This is a genomic window from Campylobacter sp. IFREMER_LSEM_CL2101 (genome assembly GCF_025771825.1).
GTDB lineage: Bacteria > Campylobacterota > Campylobacteria > Campylobacterales > Campylobacteraceae > Campylobacter_D > Campylobacter_D lari_C.
Genome location: NZ_JAKMQZ010000022.1, coordinates 1 through 1,180, shown reverse-complemented (window position 1 = coordinate 1,180; position 1,180 = coordinate 1). Strand labels below are relative to the sequence as shown.

Sequence of the window (1,180 nt, the reverse complement as noted above, 5' to 3'; positions counted from 1 at the left end):
CCAACACGGGACACCACTTATTGACCCTTTCGTCTAGTGGCTCAGGACGTCACTCTCTCTGTGTGATAACAGAGGTTCAAATCCTCTAGGGGTCGCCATAAAATTAATTAGTATTTGTGCTTTTATATATTTTATTACTTTTCTAAAAGAAGAATTAAAAATCATTATAATATTTTTTATTTTATTGTATAATGAAGTTGTATTTTAAATTTAAAGGATAAATTATGGATAATTCATTATCAGGATATACTAAAAAATATGACAATGAAGGATATGGTTTACAATATCCCGATGGACATGTTATAAGATTTTATGAGAGAATCTTGAAGTATAAATTAAACAAAACAAGTGGAAATTTGCTTGATTTTGGTTGTGGGAATGGAGTGCATTCTAAATATTTTCAAGATGTAACGGGGGGGGTATTAACGCTTATGGTGTAGATATTGTTCCTAGTTTAAAAAATACTTGGAAAAAAGATCCTAGGATAAATGAAAATAATTTTCACGTAATCACACCTAACTCTAGTTTTAAAAATTTATTTGATGTAAAAATGGATTTTATTTTTGCAAATCAAAGTTTATATTATCTGCCAAGCAAAGATTTTCAAAAAACTATTGAAGAATTTTATGATTTATGCAATGATGGAGCAATAATTTTCGCGACTATGATTAGCTCTAAAGCTTATCAAGAATTTGTTACAGGGGATGTTAAAGAAAATGGTTTAGTAGAAGTAAAATCTAGTCCAAGATTAAATAGTGAATCTACTTATATAAATTTTACAAATACGATTGAAGAATTAAAAGAAAAATTTAAACCTTTTAAACCATTGTTTTGGGGAGATTATGAGCTGATAAATTTATATAATTTCGAAGGAAGCATACAACACTTCATCTACATAGGACAAAAATAATTTTTACACAAAGGCTTTAATAAGCCTTTGTCTTACTCTCCTTGCTATTATACTACCACATACTATCAACCGATATCCTAATCCTTTTTTTGCTAAACTCTAAGTATATATCCTCTAAACTTTTCAATATCAAACCTATATTTACATATTATAATACACCTCTATTCTTTCTTCCCCCCCCCCCACTTTTTTATTTATTTTTTCTTTCTTCCAACGCCTTTTCCATTTTTTACCAAACATTCATTCCACCTCTAAAACAAATTTCTTTAA

Annotated in this window: 2 protein-coding genes and 1 tRNA gene; all 3 read left to right on the top strand. The window is 28.6% G+C overall.

Annotated features, from left to right (window positions below; all coding sequences use genetic code 11):
• Positions 1-22: 22 nt before the first annotated feature.
• The 3 genes from L8V88_RS07900 (at position 23) to L8V88_RS07890 (ending at position 910) form a co-directional block, all read left to right on the top strand.
• A tRNA-Glu gene (locus tag L8V88_RS07900) sits at positions 23-98 on the top strand.
• Positions 99-224: 126 nt separating this feature from the next.
• Positions 225-440 carry a class I SAM-dependent methyltransferase gene (locus L8V88_RS07895; protein ID WP_263727459.1) on the top strand — a complete coding sequence of 72 codons (216 nt, stop codon included), beginning with the start codon at positions 225-227 and terminating at the stop codon, positions 438-440.
• Positions 441-550: 110 nt separating this feature from the next.
• Positions 551-910, top strand: a complete 360-nt coding sequence (locus L8V88_RS07890) for a methyltransferase (RefSeq protein ID WP_263683635.1) — start codon at positions 551-553, stop codon at positions 908-910.
• Positions 911-1,180 lie beyond the last annotated feature (270 nt).

What these genes read in the sequence shown, in the direction of transcription:
- L8V88_RS07895 (WP_263727459.1), top strand. Translation starts at nt 225, where the DNA reads ATGGATAATTCATTATCAGGATATACTAAAAAATATGACAATGAAGGA.
- L8V88_RS07890 (WP_263683635.1), top strand. Translation starts at nt 551, where the DNA reads ATGGATTTTATTTTTGCAAATCAAAGTTTATATTATCTGCCAAGCAAA.